General features: G+C 64.1%; 19 protein-coding genes. 11 read left to right on the top strand and 8 right to left on the bottom strand.

The genetic code is table 11. From position 1 onward, the window contains the following. The first annotated feature begins 50 nt into the window (after positions 1–50). Positions 51–899, top strand: a complete 849-nt coding sequence (locus ADAD_RS0110665; protein ID WP_010413563.1) for an AAA family ATPase — start codon at positions 51–53, stop codon at positions 897–899. 76 nt (positions 900–975) lie between these two features. Further along, on the top strand, positions 976–2,031 hold the full coding sequence (locus ADAD_RS0110670) for a hypothetical protein (RefSeq protein ID WP_010413567.1): 1,056 nt from the start codon (positions 976–978) through the stop codon (positions 2,029–2,031). A 58-nt stretch (positions 2,032–2,089) separates the two neighbouring features. Here the strand turns inward: ADAD_RS0110670 and ADAD_RS0110675 are convergent, their stop codons facing one another. Then, complete coding sequence (locus ADAD_RS0110675; RefSeq protein WP_083825608.1) at positions 2,090–3,169, bottom strand: L,D-transpeptidase family protein; 1,080 nt, start codon at positions 3,167–3,169, stop codon at positions 2,090–2,092. 132 nt (positions 3,170–3,301) lie between these two features. On the opposite strand from ADAD_RS0110675, the gene ADAD_RS0110680 reads away from it, so the two are divergent. The 4 genes from ADAD_RS0110680 to ADAD_RS0110695 are packed head-to-tail and all read left to right on the top strand — an operon-like array spanning position 3,302 to position 6,350. Then, entirely contained in the window at positions 3,302–4,483 is a 1,182-nt protein-coding gene (locus tag ADAD_RS0110680; protein WP_010413576.1) for a vWA domain-containing protein, read from the top strand. A gap of 29 nt (positions 4,484–4,512) precedes the next feature. Then, entirely contained in the window at positions 4,513–4,893 is a 381-nt protein-coding gene (locus tag ADAD_RS0110685) for a hypothetical protein (RefSeq protein WP_033193318.1), read from the top strand. A 34-nt stretch (positions 4,894–4,927) separates the two neighbouring features. After that, positions 4,928–5,509 carry a hypothetical protein gene (locus tag ADAD_RS0110690; protein ID WP_010413580.1) on the top strand — a complete coding sequence of 194 codons (582 nt, stop codon included), beginning with the start codon at positions 4,928–4,930 and terminating at the stop codon, positions 5,507–5,509. Beyond that, positions 5,502–6,350 carry a DUF817 domain-containing protein gene (locus ADAD_RS0110695; protein ID WP_010413582.1) on the top strand — a complete coding sequence of 283 codons (849 nt, stop codon included), beginning with the start codon at positions 5,502–5,504 and terminating at the stop codon, positions 6,348–6,350. Before ADAD_RS0110690 ends, ADAD_RS0110695 begins: the two co-directional genes overlap by 8 nt. Here ADAD_RS0110695 and ADAD_RS0110700 read toward each other — a convergent pair. Then, positions 6,344–7,540, bottom strand: coding sequence for an exo-beta-N-acetylmuramidase NamZ family protein (locus tag ADAD_RS0110700; protein ID WP_010413584.1), 1,197 nt, complete (start codon positions 7,538–7,540; stop codon positions 6,344–6,346). The two genes, ADAD_RS0110695 and ADAD_RS0110700, sit on opposite strands and share 7 nt — an antisense overlap. Continuing rightward, the gene (locus ADAD_RS0110705) at positions 7,537–8,085 is read right to left on the bottom strand and encodes a DOMON-like domain-containing protein (protein WP_010413586.1); all 549 of its coding nucleotides are present in this window, start codon (positions 8,083–8,085) and stop codon (positions 7,537–7,539) included. Before ADAD_RS0110705 ends, ADAD_RS0110700 begins: the two co-directional genes overlap by 4 nt. A 64-nt stretch (positions 8,086–8,149) precedes the next feature. On the opposite strand from ADAD_RS0110705, the gene tyrS reads away from it, so the two are divergent. The 4 genes from tyrS to cysK all read left to right on the top strand — a co-directional run bounded on the left by tyrS (position 8,150) and on the right by cysK (position 12,136). Beyond that, positions 8,150–9,373: a tyrosine--tRNA ligase gene (gene tyrS / locus ADAD_RS0110710; RefSeq protein ID WP_010413588.1), complete on the top strand. Its 1,224-nt coding sequence runs from the start codon at positions 8,150–8,152 to the stop codon at positions 9,371–9,373. Between the two features lie 121 nt (positions 9,374–9,494). Continuing rightward, complete coding sequence (locus ADAD_RS0110715) at positions 9,495–9,827, top strand: PilZ domain-containing protein (protein ID WP_010413589.1); 333 nt, start codon at positions 9,495–9,497, stop codon at positions 9,825–9,827. Between the two features lie 72 nt (positions 9,828–9,899). Beyond that, a complete protein-coding gene (locus tag ADAD_RS0110720) occupies positions 9,900–11,219 on the top strand; it encodes an MFS transporter (protein WP_029140077.1) in 1,320 nt (439 codons plus the stop codon). Beyond that, the gene (gene cysK, locus ADAD_RS0110725; RefSeq protein ID WP_010413591.1) at positions 11,216–12,136 is read left to right on the top strand and encodes a cysteine synthase A; all 921 of its coding nucleotides are present in this window, start codon (positions 11,216–11,218) and stop codon (positions 12,134–12,136) included. Before ADAD_RS0110720 ends, cysK begins: the two co-directional genes overlap by 4 nt. A gap of 87 nt (positions 12,137–12,223) precedes the next feature. Here cysK and ADAD_RS0110730 read toward each other — a convergent pair whose 3' ends face one another. The 4 genes from ADAD_RS0110730 to ADAD_RS0110745 form a co-directional block, all read right to left on the bottom strand. Then, positions 12,224–14,029, bottom strand: a complete 1,806-nt coding sequence (locus ADAD_RS0110730) for an acyl-CoA dehydrogenase C-terminal domain-containing protein (RefSeq protein WP_010413592.1) — start codon at positions 14,027–14,029, stop codon at positions 12,224–12,226. A 39-nt stretch (positions 14,030–14,068) separates the two neighbouring features. After that, positions 14,069–14,509 (bottom strand): MerR family transcriptional regulator, encoded by a 441-nt coding sequence (locus tag ADAD_RS0110735; protein WP_010413593.1) that lies wholly within the window; start codon positions 14,507–14,509, stop codon positions 14,069–14,071. Positions 14,510–14,540: 31 nt separating this feature from the next. Then, positions 14,541–14,912 (bottom strand): phosphoribosyl-AMP cyclohydrolase, encoded by a 372-nt coding sequence (gene hisI / locus ADAD_RS0110740; protein WP_010413596.1) that lies wholly within the window; start codon positions 14,910–14,912, stop codon positions 14,541–14,543. Between the two features lie 296 nt (positions 14,913–15,208). Next, the gene (locus ADAD_RS0110745) at positions 15,209–16,003 is read right to left on the bottom strand and encodes a ComF family protein (RefSeq protein WP_010413597.1); all 795 of its coding nucleotides are present in this window, start codon (positions 16,001–16,003) and stop codon (positions 15,209–15,211) included. A gap of 123 nt (positions 16,004–16,126) precedes the next feature. Between ADAD_RS0110745 and ADAD_RS15860 the strand changes: the two genes are divergently transcribed. Next, positions 16,127–16,855, top strand: coding sequence for a hypothetical protein (locus ADAD_RS15860; protein WP_010413599.1), 729 nt, complete (start codon positions 16,127–16,129; stop codon positions 16,853–16,855). Here the strand turns inward: ADAD_RS15860 and ppdK are convergent, their stop codons facing one another. After that, positions 16,856–19,522, bottom strand: a complete 2,667-nt coding sequence (ppdK, locus tag ADAD_RS0110755) for a pyruvate, phosphate dikinase (RefSeq protein WP_010413601.1) — start codon at positions 19,520–19,522, stop codon at positions 16,856–16,858. Positions 19,523–19,551: the final 29 nt, after the last annotated feature.

Below are 19,551 nucleotides of genomic sequence, written 5' to 3' on the forward strand. Positions count from 1 at the left end.
GGCCTTTAGCAGGTTTCGAAACAGGACTGGAAACTTGCAAGGGCCCGCGCATGATCGAGCGTTTCGAAGGTACGAAAGACTACATCGCCACCGAAGACCTGAAGGTGGCGGTCAACGCGGCGGTGACGCTGCGCCGCCCGCTGCTGGTCAAGGGTGAGCCTGGCACCGGCAAGACCGTGCTGGCGCACGAGATCGCCAAGGCGGTGGACGCTCCGCTGATCGAGTGGAATGTAAAGTCCACCACCAAGGCGCATCAGGGCCTGTACGAATACGACGCGGTCGCCCGTCTGCGCGATGGCCAGCTGGGTGACGAGCGGGTTCACGACATTTCGAACTACATCAAGAAGGGCAAGCTGTGGGAGGCGTTCGAAAGCCCCGAGCTGCCCGTGCTGCTGATCGACGAGATCGACAAGGCGGATATCGAGTTCCCCAACGACCTGCTGCAGGAGCTCGACCGGATGAGCTTCGACGTCTACGAAACGCAGCAGCGGATCGAGGCGAAGGAACGCCCGATCGTGGTCATCACCTCGAACAACGAGAAGGAACTGCCCGACGCCTTCCTCCGCCGCTGCTTCTTCCACTACATCGCCTTCCCCGACCGCGAGACGATGCGCGAGATCATCGACGTTCACTTCCCGGATATCCAGAAGCAGCTCGTCACCAAGGCGATGGAAATCTTCTACGATATCCGCGAGGTCCCGGGCCTGAAGAAGAAGCCCAGCACCAGCGAACTGCTCGACTGGCTGAAGCTGCTGCTGAACGAGGACATGCCGGTCGAGGTGCTGCAGGATGCCAACCCCAACAAGGCCATCCCGCCGATGCACGGCGCCCTGCTGAAGAACGAGCAGGACGTGATGCTGTTCGAACGGCTCGCCTTCATGAGCCGCCGTCAGCAGTAGGGCCAACCGAACGGGGCGAACTGCCCCTAGGCAGCCTTGCTGGCGTTGCGTAAGCTCCCTTCGATAAGGGGGGCTTATGTATCGTTCGCTCATAATCGTTGCCGCAGTACTGGCCAGCACTTCTCCGGCCCGTGCAGAGCCGGAGGTACTGGACGTCGATCCGGCGCAAGACTGGGTGCATGCGCCCACCGGGGTGCGTCTTCCTGCGCGGCTCAACGATCTTGCACGTGACCGGATCACCAGCTTTCTGGCAGGCGAGAACAATATAGGGACGAGCTATTTCTCCCCCGACGATAGTGAGATCCTCTCGATCTACGTCTATCGGTCGGGCAGCTACGACGTTTCGATGATGGCGGATGCAGCGATCGCCGCCATGTCCACGAACGATCAGCTGGGCTCGATCGCGGCGGACAGCGCCATTTTTTCCACTTTCGGCGATGCGGCGATCGGGCAGGCGAGCGGTGTCGCAGCGACCTTTTCGGTGGTGGGAGATTACCGGTCGACAGGGCTCGCGCTTTTCCGGACCGGAAACTGGCTGGTCAAAATACGCCTGTCATCGAAGAGGACCGACGCCGAAACACTGGACCGGCGCCTCAGGATGCTCGCCGCGGGGCTTCCGGTGGACCCACCCGGAAGAACGGCTCCGCCCGCCTATCGGATCACCGAATGCGAACGCATCTCCCCACGTGGCGAGGTCGCCCGGCGCAAGCTCGCAATGGCCGACTGGATCATCGCAACCGCCGTCGTATCGCTTTCCTATGACGAGACGGCGGAGGATGAGGTGGAGGGCGCCATCGCCCCGCAGGATACCCCACGCCTGTGCCGCGATCGTCAGTCCAGACCAGGGCGCATGTTCTACCGCGACGCCGAGAGCGGCGATCCGCGCACGATCGTTTTCGGCGATTCAGGAACGGTTTCCCAGGTAGGCGAAACCGCGATCTCGCTGGAGGAAGCCACTTCGCCGCCCGTCGTTCTCTCAATAGGGAATGGCATGCGCACCGAGTTCTACGCCGGGTTCGAGAGCACGCCCGGCTTCGCACAGATGATCCGGACACTTGAAGACGGGGTCGTCCAGGCGTCCGTGGCGCGAACCGATGACGGGTCGGAGATCACGCTGAACACCACCGAGTAAGCAATCGGCCCGTGCTTTTCGCCGTCGGTATCGCAGCCGCGCCCCAGGCTTCGGCTAGCTAGCTCACCGGGAAGCAGTCAGCGCCCGATTGCTTCATCGTGCTGCAGACGGCGCGCGCATCCGGCCCGGTGGCGCGCAGCCGGTAATACTGCTTCGATCGCACCACGGCCGGGGTAATCGTTTTCTGATAGCCCTCCAGCTCGGGAAAGCGCGTCGTGATCCGCGACCAATAGGCTTCTGCCTCGTCGAAGCTGCCCTTTGCCGCCAGCTGGATGGTCTGCCCGCGCACGGGCTTGTTGGTCTGCTCAAGCAGGTCGACCGGAGCGGCGGAGGGCTCTGCGCTTTCGGCAGTCACAGGGCGCGCGGTCTCGCGCGGTGCGGGCTCGGCCTGCGCCACTTGCGGCTGCGGTTCGGTGAACGATGGTTCGTCCGCGGCGGGCATGCCCAAATCCGCCAGCCTGGGCTCGGCGCGCTGGACCAGGTGCCCGCGCTCGCCCGGGCGCGGCGTCGGCATGGCAAGCGCCATCCGTCTGGCCTGTCCCGCCACTGCGAGCGGCTGGTCGACCACGACCACCGTCGTGGTGTCCTTACCGGTGAGCTGGTAGAGCGAGCGCGCGAAGTCTTTCGGAAGCCTGATGCAGCCGTGCGATGCGGCATAGCCGGGCAAACGGCCCGCGTGGATCGCAATACCGTCCCAGGTCAGCCGCTGCATGTGCGGCATGGGCGCATTGGAATAGATGTTGGACCGGTGATGAACCCGCTTCTGCAGAATCGGGAAAACACCCGAAGGGGTCTCCTTGCCAGGCTTGCCGGTGGATACCGGCGAACTGTCCCACAAGTCGCCGTCCTTGAAGACGTACATCTGCTGGGAGCCCTTGCTGATGACGATCAGCACGCCCGATCTGAGCACGGCGTCCACGGAAGGGGGCAGAGTGGCGCCGCCAACCCTGGTCGCGGTGGCTGCGGGAACCGGCGACGGGGGCACTTCCTGCACCACGGGCTGCGATACGAAGACGATATTCTCGTCCGCGATCACCCTTGCCGCGCGGTCCGATGCGCTCCCCTCCGGCATGAAGAGAAGGAAGGCCGCGCCAAGCACGAGCCCCAGGCACAATATGGTAAAAAACCCCTTAACCATGTGCGTTAACCTGTACCTGCGGGCGATTCGGTTCAACGGCTATTTGGTACAAGGCCATCAATGGAGGCAGGCACTGTTGCCCCTTTGCCGCCTTCGCCCTAGGCATTCGGTCCGTTTAAGGAGCTGTTCGAAGTGTTTTTCAATTTCGTCGACGAGCTGCGCGCGGCCGGGATTTCCGCCAGCTTCAAGGAGCACCTGACACTTCTGGAGGCGCTCGACAGGGATGTGATCGAGCAGACCCCCGAAGCGTTCTACTACCTTGCCCGCGCCACCTTCGTGAAGGACGAGGGGCTTCTCGACCGGTTCGATCAGGTGTTCTCCAAGGTCTTCAAGGGCGTGATGACCGATTACGGTCAGAACCCGGTCGACATTCCGGAAGACTGGCTGAAGGCCGTGGCGGAGAAGTTCCTCTCCGAAGAAGAGATGGCCGAGATCGAGAAGATGGGTTCGTGGGACGAACTCATGGACACGCTCAAGAAGCGGCTCGAGGAGCAGAAGGAGCGGCACGAGGGCGGCAACAAATGGATCGGCACGGGCGGCACCTCGCCCTTCGGCCACTCCGGCTACCATCCCGAAGGCGTGCGTATCGGCGGCGAGAGCAAGAACAAGCGCGCGGTGAAGGTGTGGGAAAAGCGCGAGTTCAAGAACCTCGACAACACCAAGGAACTGGGCACCCGCAACATCAAGATGGCCCTGCGCCGCCTGCGCCGTTTCGCGCGCGAAGGCGCGGCGGACGAGCTGGATATCGACCGCACGATCCGCGGCACCGCCAAGCAGGGCTGGCTCGACATCCACATGCGGCCCGAGCGGCGCAATGCGGTGAAGCTGCTGCTGTTCCTCGACGTGGGCGGATCGATGGACCCGTTCATCAAGGTGACCGAGGAGCTGTTCAGCGCGGCAACATCCGAGTTCAAGAACCTCGAATTCTTCTACTTCCACAACTGCCTCTACGAAGGCGTGTGGAAGGACAACCGCCGCCGCTGGCAGGAGCGTACCAAGACCTGGGACATCCTCCACAAGTACGGCCACGACTACAAGGTCGTGTTCGTCGGCGATGCCGCGATGAGCCCCTACGAGATCACGCATCAGGGCGGCAGCGTGGAGCACATGAACGAGGAAGCGGGCGCCACCTGGATGCAGCGGATGACCAACACCTACCCCGCGACCGTATGGCTCAACCCCATTCCCGAACGGCAGTGGAATTACTCGCAGTCGACCAGCATCATGAAGCAGCTGGTCGATGATCGCATGTACCCGCTGACGCTCGACGGGCTGGACGATGCCATGCGCGAATTGAGCCGCAAGCACGGGTAGGTTATGTTGCGCGTCAGAGGAGACACTTTGTGCGGATAGCGATCGTTCTCGTCGTACCTTTCGTCATGGGCTTCGGGCCCGTACAAGCTGCGCCGGACACGCCGGATAGTGCTCAGGCGCTGCCCCTCGATATGCCGGGCTATAGCCGCCCCGCCCGTCTCCCTTCGGGCGATCTCGACGATTTCGTTCGCCGTGCGACCTGCAGCGATACGATCGAACATGCGCGCGAGGCCAGTGGCCGCCCACCTCTCGAGAAGCACGAGAGCGATACGCCCGAGCCGATGCTGTACAAGGCGGTCGACCGCAACGTGGACGGCTGCGACGTACTAGTGATGGCCGACGATACGGACGATCTGCGCCCGGTGCCCGAAGGCGGGCCGGTGGTGCTCAAGCGCGCCGACGGCAACTGAGCCGCGCGCGCCGCTGAGTTTGGTGAGAGGCTGAATGGACCCCAGTAGCGAGGCCTTTCCCTACCTTGCCGTTCTCACCTCGATCATACTGGGCCTCGCGGTCCAGCAGGTTCTGCTGGGTTATCGGGACCTCATCCTGACCCGCGCGAAAGCGCGGCTGTTCGCGCCAGTCCTCACCTGGTCGGTTCTCGTCCTTCTGATCGTTGCGCAGAACTGGTGGGAGAGCTTCGGTCTCGTCGACCGGCAAGACTGGCACTTCCTCGGCTTCGGCATGATCCTGCTGCAGGCGGTCATCATCTACATGCTGGCAGCCGTCGTCTTTCCGCGTACGGAATACGAACAGCAGATCGACCTGCGTGACCACTATTTCAGGGAACGTGGCGCGATCTACGGCATCGCAATCGTGTACGTGCTCTCAAGTCCCCTGCGCGCCTATATCGTCGACGGCGCGATTCTGCCTGCGATGGACCTTCTCTTCCATGCTGTCTTCCTGGCGCTGTTCATGCTGCTTGCCTTCATCGGGCGCCCGGCGTTTCATCAAACCTTGGTCCCTGCGATCCTGATCGCATTCCTTGCCTACATCGCCCTGTTCACACCGGTACTGGTGGGTGGGTAGGCAGCGCGGCGCGAGCCGCTTCCAGCAAATCCGCCAGCGCCTCGAGGCGTTTGACCCCGGCAGCGGCTGGCGACTCTGGATCTATGAATTCCTGCTGTTCGGCTTCAAGCAGGGATGGGCCTGCCTGTTCGGCGGCCTTCTTCTCGCGCTGCTGCTGGCGACGCATTTTCTCTATCCGGATGACGCCCCCCTCGCGCGTTACGATTTCCTGACGCTGGCCGCGCTTTCGATCCAGCTCGGCATGCTCGCCTTCCGGCTGGAGACGTGGGACGAGGCGAAGGTGATCCTGATCTTTCACGTGGTCGGCACGGTGATGGAGATCTTCAAGACCTATGCCGGGTCGTGGGTCTATCCTGAGCCTTCGCTGCTCAGGATCGCGGGCGTGCCGCTGTTCTCCGGCTTCATGTATGCCGCGGTCGGTAGCTATATCGCGCGTGTCTGGCGGATCTTCGACTTCCGTTTCGCGCACTACCCGCCGCGCTGGGCCACGTGGCTGCTGGCGGTCGGGGTCTACGCCAACTTCTTCCTCCACCACTACTGGCTGGACCTGCGCTGGCTGCTGTTCGGCGCGACCGCGCTGATCTTCTGGCGCACCAGCGTCCACTTCCGCAATTTTCGCGTCCACCGCTGGATGCCGGTGCTGCTGGGCTTCGGCCTCGTCGCGCTGTTCATCTGGTTTGCCGAGAACATCGGCACGTTCGCCCGCGCGTGGTCCTACCCCGGGCAGGAGCAGGTGTGGCGGCCGGTCCATCTCGCCAAGTTCGGCAGCTGGTACCTGCTGATGATCATCAGCTTCGTGCTTGTCGCGCTGGTGCAGCCGATCAGGCGGCCCGATCAGTAGAGCAGGTGCGGCTCCACCGCGTCGCGCCACTCGGTCTCGTCATTGGTGGCCATGCGATCGAGATCGATCGGTGACGCTGCGGGATCGTCGACCCATTCGCGCAGCCCCGGTCCGCCGTTGATCACGTCTATCGCCAGGCGGTCCAGCTCGTACTCGTAGGGGAAATCCCGCCAGATTTCGTAGTCCGGATAGAGCGAGCGGATCGCCTTGAAGGCCAGCGCCTGAAGCCGCCAGGGGCGGAACTGTGCGTGATCGTAGAAGGGGCCTTCGGCATGGATCATCAGGCCGTGGCAAAGCTGCCCGGCATGCTTGTGGAAGGTCGGTTCGAACCAGCATTCGCGCAAGGCGCAGCCCTGCAGCCAGCTCGGCGCGATACGCTCCATCTCGGCCAGCACGGCCTTTGCATCAATGTCGGGTGCGCCGAACAGCACCTCCAGCGGGCGCGTGGTGCCGCGCCCTTCCGAAAGGGTCGTGCCTTCCAGCATCACGGTGCCGGCATAGGCGCGCGCCATGTTCACGTTGGCGGCATTGGGGCTGGGGTTGATCCAGATGCGATCCTGCGGCCAGCCCTTCCCGGGCCCGTCCGGCTGCCAGCCTTCCATAGCGATGACCCGGTAATCGACAACGAGCCCGAAGTGGTCGATGAACCAGTGGCCCATCTCACCCATGGTCAGGCCATGGCGCATCGGCATCGGGCCGGCGCCAACGAAGCTTTCCTGTCCGGGGATCAGTAGCGTTCCTTCGAACGGGCGCCCGGCAGGATTGGGCCGGTCCAGCACCCACACGCTCTTGCCCGCCTTCGCGGCCTCTTCCAGCAGATAAAGCAGCGTGGTGACGAAGGTGTAGATGCGGCAGCCCAGATCCTGCAGATCGAACAGGAACACGTCAGCGCTCGACATCATCTGGCCGGTTGGGCGGCGGACCTCGCCGTAAAGGCTGAAGACAGGGATGTTGTAGGTGGGATCGGTCTCGTCCGCCGTCTCCACCATGTTATCCTGCTTGTCGCCCTTCAGCCCGTGCTGGGGGCCGAATGCGCTGGACACGTTCAAGCCCGCAGCGATCAGCGCGTCGAGGCTGTGCTCCAGATTGCGCGTGACCGACGCCGGGTGAGCAACCAGCGCGACCCGTTTGCCTTCGAGGGGAGTACGCAGTCCCGGTTCCGAAAGAAGCCGGTCGATTCCGAAATTCATGCGTGTTGAAGTGCCTGCTTTGGTTTGGGGGGAGCAGTGCTCCCGAAGCGGATGGCGAAGCTCATGGGGTCGTGGAAATCTGGCTCGTCCCGGCGGTGGGCGATCGACCATAGCGAATGGTGGTCCCCCTCTTCCTCGATCACCGCGCAGATCGAGGCGGAACGCGCGCCGTCGAGCAGGCGAGCGGGCAGCCGCACGGTTGCCGTAATGACGCTCGGCCCGCGCTGGAAATCGATCTGCGGCGGGGTTTCCGGGACATAGTCGCCGGTTTTCTTCCGATAGGAGGCGAATTCGTACGCCGCCCAGTCTCCCGCCGGAGCGAAGTTGAATTCGCGGTAGCGCCCGTTCTGGTCATAGAGGAAGAATTCAAGGCAGGTGTGCCGCCACAGGTCTTCCTGGCTGCGGTGCGCGAACCCGCGCGGGACCACCACCTTGGCAGCCTGGCTGATGCGATAGCGCAGCAGCAGTTCCCCACCCATCAGACGCATCATCGTGACCGAGATGCCATCGACCTCCAGCGCCGGTGTGGTTGGATGCGGCTTCAACCTGTACGTTTGCATTTGCGACCCCCCATGCTAGCGGGCCCGATCTTTCCCCCCGGAGGAATCAGTGCCCACATATCGATCCGAACTTCTGAACGTGCTCGATGCCCGGCACTATACGCACCAAATCACGGATGCGGAAAGACTTGATTTTCTTGCTTCCGAGCAGATTGTCCCAGGATATGTCGGTTTCGATCCGACGGCGCCGTCGCTGCATGTCGGCAGCCTGGTGCAGATCATGCTGCTGCGCCGCCTCCAGCAGACGGGGCACAAGCCGATCGTCGTGATGGGCGGCGGGACCGGCAAGGTCGGCGATCCCTCGGGCCGCGACGAATCGCGCCAGCTGATGACGGACGAGGTCATTGCGAACAATATCGCCAGCATCCGCACGGTGTTCGAACGCCTGCTGACTTTCGGTGACGGGCCCACCGATGCGGTGATGGTCAACAATGACGAATGGCTTTCCGGCCTGAACTACGTCGATTTTCTGCGCGATATTGGCCCGCATTTCACGATCAACCGGATGCTGACCTTCGATTCGGTCAAGCTGCGGCTGGAGCGCGAGCAGCCGCTGACCTTCCTCGAATTCAACTACATGATCCTGCAGGCCTATGATTTCCGCGAGCTGGCGGAACGGTACGGCTGCCGCCTGCAGATGGGCGGAAGCGACCAGTGGGGCAACATCGTCAACGGGATCGAGCTGACCCGGCGCACCGGCGGGCCGGAGCTGTTCGGCTTCACCACACCGCTGCTGACCACCGCCGATGGCGGCAAGATGGGCAAGACCGCGAGCGGCGCGGTCTGGCTCAACGAGGATATGCTGCCGGCGTATGATTTCTGGCAGTACTGGCGCAATACGGACGACCGCGACGTGGGGCGCTTCCTGCGCCTGTTCACCGATATGCCGCTGGACGAGATCGAGCGGCTCGAACGCTTGCAGGGCGCCGAGATCAACGATGCCAAGGTCGCGCTCGCCAATGCAGTGACCGCGCTGGTGCGCGGGGAAGAGGCAGCAAGGAAGGCGGAGGCGACGGCACGCGAAACCTTTGCCGGTGGCGCCGGCGGCGACCTGCCCACGCTCTCGGTCGGCGATGGAATGGCCCTTCCCGCCGCCCTCACCGCCCTCGGTTTCACCGCGAGCAACAAGGAAGCGAAGCGGAAGATAGCAGAGGGTGCCGTGCGCCTGGATGACGAAGTGCAGAGCGATCCCGGCCTGGTGTTAACCGTGGGGAGCGGGGAGCAACGGCGCCTTTCGCTCGGCCGCAAGAAGCACGCCATCCTTACGGAGTAAGTATCTATAAAGCGGCCTTTTCGTCCCATTTCAGGACAGGGCGGCTTAACGCAAAATTAGCGATTGGGAGCGATAAGCGAAATCAGGAAGGGGCCGCGGTGGCCTCCGGAGGATTTCGATCGTGGCTTCGCATCTCAGCGTAACCGACCAACGGGCGGCCATCCGCCATCCGGTCGATTACAATGTGATCGCCGATTATCTCGGCCGGGGGGATGTGGACTTCCACATCAGCAATATCTCTGCGACCGGATTCATGATCGATAATGCTCAGGATGGTGAGCGCGGCGATCGCGTGATCGTCAGCTTCCCGGTCATCGGCCGGATCGAAGCCTATCTGATCTGGTCGAAGGATAACCGCGCGGGCTTCCAGTTCGAACGGATCATCCGCGTGGACGACTTCCTCGAGATGATCGACCAGCTGCAGCCCAATCCGCGCCTTCGCCGCCGCCGCTAACCAAGTTCGGCCCAAAGCTGCGCTTCGCGGCAGCCCCGCAAAATTTGCTTTTGTCCCTTGCAGGCGCCTGCCATGGGCTGGCGCGTGACGAAAACCGCCCCATCTCCAGACTCGTCCCCGCTGCGGATCCATAATTTCCGCGCCTACCTCGTCGCACGTTTCTCCATGATCGTCGGCCAGTACGCGATGATGCTGATCATCGGCTGGCAGACCTATACCATCGCGCGCGGCAACGGGCTGAACGCGTTCGAGGCTTCGGGGCAGCTGGCCCTGATCGGCCTGCTGCAGTTCCTGCCGCTGTTCGTGCTCTCGCCCTTCTCGGGCCTCGCGGCGGACCGCTTCAACCGCAAGACCGTCTCGCGGCTGACCATCGGGCTGCAATTCCTCGGCGCGGGCTATCTCGCATGGACGACCTATACCGGCCATATCGACCTGACCGCGCTGTTCTCGGTCGCGGTGCTGCTGGGCGTGGTCCGTGCGTTCAACGGCCCTGCCCTGTCCGCACTGGCGCCCAACCTGGTGCCCAAGGCGATCCTGCCCAACGCCATCGCGCTGTCCTCTATCGCATGGCAGACGGGGATGATCGTCGGGCCGGCGGTGGGCGGCTATGCCTACGATGCCGCGCCTGCCCTCCCCTATGCCATCGCCTCCGGCCTCTTTCTGGTGTCGATCATCGCCATCAGCACGATCGGGAAGGTACCGCGTTCGCCCATCACCGGAGCACAGCGCCCGATCGGCCAGGTGATCGATGGATGGCGTTATGTCATCCATAACAAGATGGTCCTGGGCGCGATCACGCTGGACCTGATGGCGGTGTTCCTCGCCGGTGCCACCGCTCTGTTCCCGCCCTTCGCCTACGACATCCTGCAGGTGGGCGAGACCGGTCTTGCGCAGCTAGCCGCGGCCCCCGCCATCGGCGCCGCCGTAACCGCGCTGTGGTTCAGCTTTCGTCCGCTGAAAACCAATGTCGGCCCCAAGATGCTCTGGGCTGTCGCGGCGTTCGGCCTCGCCACGATCATCTTCGGCTTCTCGCGCTTCATGCCGCTGAGCCTTGCAATGCTGGTGATCGTGGGCGCGGCGGACATGTTCAGCGTGTATATCCGCCAGTCGCTGATCCAGCTGCACACGCCGGACGACAAGCGCGGGCGCGTCTCTTCCGCCAGCCTGCTGACGATCAGCGCATCGAACGAAGGCGGCGATGCGTTCTCCGGCTTCCTCGCCAGCGTCATCGGCCCGGCGGGCGCGGTGATCTTCGGCGGGGTCGGCGCGATCGTGACCGTGGCGATGTGGAGCCGGATATTCCCCGTTCTGCGACACACGCGGACCTTCGACCCGCCTGCGTCGTTGGAAGAGGAAACCCCTGAACAGACCTTGCAGGAGAAGATCCCATGAAAGCCGACTCGATCCTCGAAACCATCGGCAATACGCCGCATATCCGCCTCTCGCGCCTGTTCCCCGACCATGAGGTCTGGGTGAAGAGCGAACGCGCCAACCCCGGCGGCTCGATCAAGGACCGCATCGCGCTCGCCATGGTCGAGGATGCGGAGAAATCCGGCAAGCTCAAGCCCGGCGGCACGATCATCGAGCCGACCAGCGGCAACACGGGCATCGGCCTCGCGATGGTCGCGGCGGTCAAGGGCTACAAGCTGGTGCTCGTCATGCCCGAGAGCATGAGCCTCGAGCGGCGCCGCCTGATGCTCGCCTATGGCGCAACCTTCGACCTGACGCCCAAGGAAGGCGGCATGAAGGGCGCCATCAGCCGCGCGCAGGAACTGGTCGAGCAGGACGACGGCGCATGGATGCCGAGCCAGTTCGATAACGAGAGCAACTGGCAGGTCCACGTGCGCACCACCGCGAAGGAAATCCTCGGTGATTTCGTCGATCGTCCGGTCGATGCGATGATTACCGGCGTGGGCACCGGCGGCCACCTGACCGGCTGCGCTGAGGAGCTCAAGCGCCACTGGCCCGAGATGAAGGCCTGGGCGGTCGAGCCCGCAGGCTCCCCCGTCATCAGCGGCGGCGAGCCCGGCCCGCACCCGATCCAGGGCATCGGCGCGGGCTTCGTGCCCGAAAACCTGCACACCCAGTCGATCGACGGCGCGATCCAGGTCGATCCCGAAGATGCCAAGGAAATGGCCCGCCGCGCCGCGAGCGAGGAAGGCATGCTGGTCGGCATTTCGAGCGGCGCGACACTCGCCGCGATTGCCAAGAAGCTGCCCGACCTTGCCGAAGGATCCCGCGTGCTCGGGTTCAACTACGATACCGGCGAGCGGTATCTCTCGGTCCCGGACTTCCTGCCTGAGGCGTAATCGGCGCGGCAGGAATGCCCGATAAAAGAAGGGCGGGTCGGTGAATGCACCGGCCCGCCCTTTTCGTATCCTTGATGCGTTGCGCGATCAGGCTGCGGTGGCGAAGGCGTCCTCGCCCAGCGCCATCAGCGAATCGCTGCCCGCTTCGATCTTGCGACGCAGCGCGCCGGCATCGGGCACGAAGCGATCTGCGAAGTAGTGAGCGGTGGCGACCTTGGCCTCGTAATAGGCCTTGTCGGTATCGCCCTGCGTCAGAGCAGCCTTGGCGACGCGCGCCATCTTCACCCACATCAGCATCAGGCAGGTGATACCCATGATGTGCATGTAGTGATGGGCGCCCGAACCGAGGTGGTTGGGGTTCTGCATCGCATTCTGCATGAACCACATGGTGGCGGCCTTCTGCTCGCCGACGGATTTCTCCAGCGCAGCGGCGAGTTCGGCCATGCCGTCCTCGTCCTTCGCGGCTGCAACCTCGTCATCGACAAGCTTGAAGAACGCCTGCACCGCGCGGCCGCCGTGCTGGGCGAGCTTGCGACCCGCGAGGTCCATAGCCTGCACGCCGTTGGTGCCTTCGTAGATCATCGCGATGCGCGAATCGCGCACGAACTGTTCCATGCCCCACTCGGCGATGTAGCCGTGCCCGCCGTAGACCTGCTGCATGTTGTTCGCGACGTCATAGCCCTTGTCGGTGCCGTAACCCTTGATGACCGGGGTCATCAGGCCCACGAGGTCGTCCGCCAGTTGCTTTTCGTCCTCGTCCTGCAAGGCGTGGCTGAGGTCCTGCTGAAGCGCGGTCCACAGCGCGAAGGCGCGCATGCCCTCGTTGAAGGCCTTGGCGTCCATCAGCATGCGGCGCACGTCGGGGTGGACGAAGATCGGATCGGCCTTCTCGTCCGGCTCCGCCGGGCCGGTCAGCGCGCGGCCCTGACGGCGGTCGAGCGCGTAGGTGACGGCGTTCTGGTAGGAGACTTCGGCCTGGCTGAGGCCCTGGATGCCGACGCCAAGGCGCGCGGCATTCATCATGATGAACATCGCGGCGAGGCCCTTGTTCTCCTCGCCGACCATCCAGCCTTTCGCCTCGTCATAGTTCATGACGCAGGTCGAGTTGCCGTGGATGCCCATCTTGTGCTCGATCGAGCCGCACATCACGCCGTTGCGCTCACCAACGGAGCCGTCGTCGTTCACCAGGAACTTGGGCACAACGAACAGCGAGATCCCCTTGGAGGAATCGGGCGCGCCCGGGGTCTTGGCCAGCACCAGGTGGATGATGTTTTCCGCCATGTCGTGCTCGCCGGCGGAGATGAAGATCTTCGTTCCAGTGATCGAATAGCTGCCATCGTCCTGCGGTTCGGCCTTGGTGCGAATAAGGCCCAGGTCCGTGCCGCAATGCGGCTCGGTCAGGTTCATCGTCCCGGTCCATTCGCAGCTGACCATCTTGGGCAGGTACTTTTCCTTCTGCTCCTGGCTGCCCTTGGCGATCAGCGCGGAGATCGCCCCGTTGGTGAGGCCCGGATACATGCCGAAGGACTGGTTAGCGGAGGAAATCATCTCTTCCATCGCGAAGGCGACGACATGCGGCAGGCCCTGCCCGCCGAATTCCTCGGGCATCGACAGCGTGCCCCAGCCCGCCTCGCGGAACTGGTTGAATGCATCCTTGAAGCCGGTCGGCGTGGTGACCGAACCGTCTTCGTGACGGGTGCAGCCTTCCTGGTCGCCGATCTGGTTGAGCGGCTGCAGCACCTCGGCGGTGAACTTGCCCGCTTCGTCGAGGATGGAATTCACCATGTCGGTGCTGGCATTCTCGAAGCCGGGCAGGTTGCCGTAGCTTTCAAGCTCGAGCATCTCGTTGATAATGAAACGGAAATCGCGGGTCGGGGCGGTATAGCTTGGCATCGGGGGTCCTTTGCGAATGTACCGGGGGATGGCCGGGGTTCAGGTCTGGTCGATCTGATCGATGTGATCGATGAATTCGGAGAGCTCGTTGATCGATGAATCGATATCGTCACGCTGCTGTTTCAGCTTGGCGACGTGGGCGCGGCAGCGTTCGATGGTAACCCTTCGCTGCTCCACGCGTCCATCGCCCAGATCGTAGAGATCGATCATCTCCTTGATCTCGGCGAGGCTGAAGCCGACGTTCTTGGCCCGCATGATCCAGGCAAGACGCGCACGATCGCGCTTGGAATAGATGCGCGTCAGCCCGTGGCGGGTGGGCGCGATCAGCCCTTCGTCCTCGTAGAAGCGCAGCGCCCGTGCCGTGCAATCGAACTCCGCGGTCAGATCGGAAATGGTGAAGGTTTCGCGCTGCTGTGCGTCGGGACGCTCCAGATGCGCACCGGCACCTTTGTAGGGGCTCTTCGCTGTGGCTTGGCTCATGACCTTCCTCTAAATGCCCTTTACGTAAAGGTCAACTGGCAATCCGCTCAAGCCGGCCATCGTCGGCCAGCCTGCGGTAGAAACAGGTGCGAGCTCCGGTGTGGCACGCGGGGCCGGCCGGCTGGGCCTTGATAACCAGCGCATCCTGATCGCAATCGACCAGAATTTCCTTCACGCGCAGCGTGTTGCCGCTGGTTTCGCCCTTGCACCACAGCGTCCCGCGCGAACGCGAATGGAAATGCGCCAGGCCGGTCTCGCGGGTAGCGGCCAGCGCTTCCTCATCGAGATGCGCGACCATCAGGACTTCGCCGGTAGAGGCATCCACGACTACGCCGGTCATGAGACCTTGCGCGTCGAATTTCGGCTGGAAGCGATCGCCGGTTTCGCGGGCCACATCACTCATCGGAACAATTCCTATCCATTTTCAGACCCGTGGCGGCCATATTGTTGCTTACACACAACACTGTTGTACGAATCCTTTCGCTAACACAACGGGACCGTTGCAAGCAGGCGGCGCTTCACGAAGACTGTGTTTCGTGACCGGAGACGGTCGCCCTTCAGACCGAGGCGCCGCACAGACGCGCCAGGGTTCAGGGGGCACATTGCCGGTTGGGGGTTTTGCCGGCGATGTGAAGACGAGGGATTTGGGTTGCCGTTCGGCTTTTCGGGGGAACGGCCGGGTAACCCATAGAGATTTCGTCACGCGGCGCCCGGGATCGTATCGGTCCCGGGCGTTTCGTTTTGCGGGCCGGTGTGTGGGGCAGCCGGGTCCGGTACCCGAGCGAAACACGCGATCCTCACGCTTTTTGCGCCAGCCTTGCGCAGCACGCGCACGCATTCTTCACTGGTCGCGCCACTGGTCAGCACATCGTCCACCAAGATCACATCGCGTCCCGCCAGAACCGGGGCGCACCCGCGTTTCACGGCAATCGCGCCGCGCATCGTCTTCGCCCGCTGCGCTCGCCCCAGCCCGCCAAGCTTTGGGGTGAACCGAACGCGCTGCAGCCCGCCGACCATCACGGCATGGCCGGTGTGTCCGGAGATGGCGTGCGCCAGCAAGGCCGCCTGGTTGTAACCGCGCATCCACAGGCGGACGCGGTGCAGCGGCACGGGCACAAGCACCGCATCGCGGGGCGCATCCGCCAGTCTGGATGCGATCAGCCGCCCCATCAGCTTGGCCAGGCCGATCCGGCCACCATGCTTGAACCGCAGGACCAGCTGGCGCGCAGTTTCGGTGTAGAGCGCGGCCGCAGTCACCCCGTCATGCCCGGGTGGATGGGCGATGCAGGTCCCGCAGACGCTCCCTTGCGAGGCGGCGGGAAGAGGCAGCTGGCATCGCATGCAGGCGGGCTCGCCCGGCAGGTCGAGCGTGTCCCAGCACGCTGCGCACAGTCCGGGCCCCTCTGCGATCCCACCTCCGCACAAGGGGCAGCGCGGCGGGTATACGAAGTCCACCAGCGGCGTCAGCGCGCGCGAAAGTGCGGTGGCAGGCATCGCGGGCTATGCTGCCCCCCTGCCCCGATGTAGGCAAGCGCCATGACAGAGCGTAGCATTCCCCGCATCTTCAGCCAGCGTCGCCGTGTGGCGCGCGCTCTCCGGCATCACAGGGCTTGCGGCGTGGGTTCGAAAGCGAATCCGAAAGAGCAGTTCCTCCGGGCGCAGGCGGCGGAGGACATTCTCGAACGGATCGACTTCATGCGCTTCCCGCCATGCCCGGCGTACCTGCTGGGTGACTGGCCATCATTGCTCGGCAAAGGCCTTGTCGACCGGGGCTTCGGCATCTGGGATGGCGGGCCAGATTCGCTGGACGAAGAGAAGCCGTGGGAAAGCCCTTTCTTCGGTCTCATCGTCAGCCTGTTCACGCTCGACACCCTCAACGATCTGCCCGGCGCGCTGCTTCACTATCGCAACGCCCTGCCCCCGGGCGGGGTGTTCATCGCCCAGTTCACCGGAGCAGGCAGCCTGCCCGCCCTGCGCGGGATCATGCAGGCGGCGGATGGCGACACGACGCATGCGCGCATCCACCCCCAGATCGACCGCCCCGCCGCCAGCGGCCTGATGAGCCGCGCCGGTTTCGCCAAGCACGTGGTCGACAGCCACACGCTGACCGTCCGCTATTCCAGCCTCGAAACACTGGTCGGCGACCTGCGGGCGCAAGGCATAAACAGCGTGCTGGCCGACGCGCCGCCGCCGATTACCCGTCCCGGCCTCGCCCGCGCCCGCGCCGCCTTCGACGACCTGCGCGAAGATGACGGGAAAGTGAGCGAAACCTTCGAAATTCTCACCCTCACGGGATGGCAAGAAGGCGAGCTCGACATCGAGTGGAACCCGAAGGCCGGCGAATAGCTACGCCTTCAGCGCCGCCTGCGCCGCCGCCAGTCGCGCGATCGGCACGCGGAAGGGCGAGGCGCTGACGTAGTCCAGCCCCACCTTCTCGCAGAACGCGATGCTGGCCGGGTCGCCGCCGTGTTCGCCGCAGATGCCCAGCTTGATGTCGCCGCGCGTCTCGCGCCCGCGTTCGGCAGCAATCTCGACCAGCTGGCCCACGCCATCAATATCGAGACTGACGAACGGATCGCGCGCGAAGATGCCGCGGTCGACATAGGTGTTGAGGAACCGGCCCGCATCGTCGCGGCTCAGGCCCAGCGTCGTCTGCGTCAGATCGTTGGTGCCGAAGCTGAAGAAGCGCGCTTCCTCCGCGATCTCGCCCGCCATCAGCGCGGCGCGCGGCAGTTCGATCATCGTGCCGACGAGATACTCGACGCGTGTGCCCTGCTCCTCAAACACCTTTTCCGCCACGCGGTTTACCAGCGCGCGCAGGATTTCCAGCTCGCGCTTCGTGGCAACCAGCGGGATCATCACTTCGGGCAGCGGCGCCTCACCGGTCTTTTTCTGCACCGCGCAGACCGCCTCGAAAATGGCGCGCGCCTGCATCTCGTAGATCTCGGGATAGGTGATCCCGAGGCGGCAGCCGCGATGGCCAAGCATCGGGTTGAACTCGTGCAGTTCGGCAACCCGCCGCTTGAGTCGTTTCGTATCCATGCCGGTCGCCTCGGCCAGCTCGGCAAAGTCACCATCGCCCGAGGGCAGGAACTCGTGCAGCGGCGGATCGAGCAGGCGGATCGTGCACGGCAGGCCCGCCATTTCTTCGAAGATCGCCTCGAAATCGCTGCGCTGTTCGGGCAGCAGCTTGGCGAGCGCGGCGCGGCGGCCATCCTCACGTTCTGCCAAAATCATCTCGCGCACCGCCATGATGCGGTCGGCATCGAAGAACATGTGCTCGGTCCGGCACAGGCCGATGCCTTCGGCGCCGAAGCTGCGCGCGGCCTTGCAATCCTCCGGCGTCTCCGCGTTGGTGCGCACGCCCATCCGGCGGGCCTTGTCCGCCCATTCCATCACCCGGGCGAAGTCGCCTGCGAGTTCGGGCTCGATCGTCGGCACCTGGCCGCGCATCACCTGCCCGTTACCGCCGTCGAGCGTGATGACATCGCCCTCCGCCAGTTCGGCCGAACCGATACGCAGCGTGCGTTCCTGCCGGTCGATCGAGACGCCGCTGGCGCCCGAGACGCAGGGGCGCCCCATGCCGCGCGCAACCACGGCGGCGTGGCTGGTCATTCCGCCGCGCGCGGTGAGGATGCCCTTGGCTGCATGCATGCCGTGGATGTCTTCGGGTGAGGTTTCCACGCGCACCAGGATCACCGCATCGCCGCGATTGGCCCATTGCTCGGCAGTGTCCGCATCCAGCGCGATCTTGCCGCTGGCCGCGCCGGGCGAGGCAGGCAGGCCGCTGGTAAGCACGTCGCGCGGCGCATCGGGGTCGAGCGTGGGGTGCAGCAGCTGGTCGAGCGCCATCGGATCGATCCGCAGGATGGCGGTTTTCTCGTCGATCAGCCCCTCTTCCACCATGTCGACCGCCATCTTCAGCGCCGCCTTGGCGGTGCGCTTGCCGGTGCGCGTCTGGAGGAGGAACAGCTGGCCCTGCTGCACGGTGAACTCGATGTCCTGCATGTCCTTGTAGTGCTTTTCGAGCAGGTCGAACACGCGGGCGAGCTCACCATAGGCATCGGGCATGGCCTCTTCCATGCTCGGCTTGTCGGCCCCGGCTTCCTCGCGCCGCGCCCTGGTGAGGTATTGCGGCGTGCGGATGCCTGCCACCACATCCTCGCCCTGCGCGTTCACCAGCCATTCGCCGTAGAACACATTCTCGCCGGTCGAGGGATCGCGGGTGAAGGCGACGCCGGTCGCGCTGCTATCGCCCATATTGCCGAACACCATCGCCTGCACGTTCACAGCCGTGCCCAGGTCGTGCGGAATATCGTTCAGCCGGCGATAGATCTTCGCCCGCTCGCTATCCCAGCTGTCGAACACCGCGCGGATCGCACCCCATAGCTGCGCGTCCACATCCTGCGGGAAAGGCTTGTCCTGCTCGTTCTCGACGATCTTGAGATATTCGCGGGTCAGCGCTTCCCAGTGCTGCGCTTCCATCTCGGTATCCGAGTAGAAGCCGTTATCCTCGCGCATGATCTCCAGCGCTTCCTCGAACAGCCCGTGGTCGATACCCAGCACCACATCCGAATACATCTGGATGAAGCGGCGGTAGCTGTCCCACGCGAAGCGCGCGTCGCCGCTGGTCTTGGCGAGGCCCTGCACCGTCTCGTCGTTGAGACCGAGGTTGAGCACGGTGTCCATCATGCCGGGCATGGAAACGGCCGCGCCCGAGCGGACCGAGACCAGCAGCGGGTCCGCCGCATCGCCCAGCGTCTTGCCCACGGTCTGTTCGACATGGGCGACGCCCTTGGCCACCGCATTGCGCACATCTTCGGGGAAGTCCCCGCCAAGGTCCAGATAGCGCAGGCATTCCTCGGTCGTGATGGTGAAACCGGGAGGCACGGGCAGGCCGATGCTCGCCATTTCGGCAAGGTTCGCGCCCTTGCCGCCGGTGATGGTCTTGTCCTTCTGGCGAGGGTCCGAATGGTCCGCGTTGCCGCCGAAGTGGTAGACTGTCTGGCTCATATCGATCTTTTCCTGGTAGTCCCTGACAC

This window comes from Citromicrobium sp. JLT1363 (genome assembly GCF_000186705.1).
Classification (GTDB): Bacteria; Pseudomonadota; Alphaproteobacteria; order Sphingomonadales; family Sphingomonadaceae; genus Alteriqipengyuania.